The 700-nt window shown below is 67.6% G+C and carries 1 protein-coding gene; it reads left to right on the forward strand.

What is annotated here, in order from left to right; translation table 11 throughout:
* Positions 1–188: hypothetical protein (locus ACFFNX_RS51835; protein WP_378213876.1), on the forward strand; the 188-nt coding region annotated here is incomplete at its 5' end.
* Between the last annotated feature and the right edge of the window lie 512 nt (positions 189–700).

Below are 700 nucleotides of genomic sequence, written 5' to 3' on the forward strand. Positions count from 1 at the left end.
CGGGCGTGCTGCGCGCGGTCGTGCTCTCCGGCGCGGGTATCGCGCTGATGGGGCTGTTCGGCCTCGGGCTGGGCGCAGTCGCCCGTCGCTCGGCCGGACGGTCACTCTCCAGCGCTCGGAACGACGTCGACCGGCTGTCGATCCGCACACGCGGTCACGTCTTCGGCCGCTCGAACCCCGTACGGTGAGCCCCGACGTGCAGCCGATGCGTCGGCTCGAAGTGATCGATGGACTCCTTCGGAGGGCCGGCGCGGGACTTGCTTGGTTGCGAATGGACGCCACGCCATGGGGCGTGCTCCGCGAGCTCCTGTGACTGCGTCGACCAATGCGTCCGGCGAGCCGGAAGTGGTGATCACGGTCTGGTCACGGGCCGCTGCACAGCGGCGCGAAACCAGCCTCTGAGCTGGGGCTTCGAGGCAAGTTACCGCAATTTGACGGGTTGGTGCCGGGCACGTAACGTTCTTCCTGCCCGCGAGGGAACGGAACGCCGGAAGGCGGCCCGGCCTCAAGGGACGCAGACTCCTACAGAGCTTCTTGGCCCGGACCACGGTTTGGGCGAGGTAGACTGGGGGAGTTGCCCCGACGAACGGGATGCAGGACGCCTGGAAGGGTGGCCGGCCCGGGTGGGGTTCCTTCGATGGTTGATCGTCTTGGTGGGTGTTTCCTGCTGGGGTGGTTGTGTCGTGGGTCATCTTCTGTG

It is taken from the genome of Actinoallomurus acaciae, from assembly GCF_042429965.1.
Lineage (GTDB): Bacteria > Actinomycetota > Actinomycetes > Streptosporangiales > Streptosporangiaceae > Actinoallomurus > Actinoallomurus acaciae.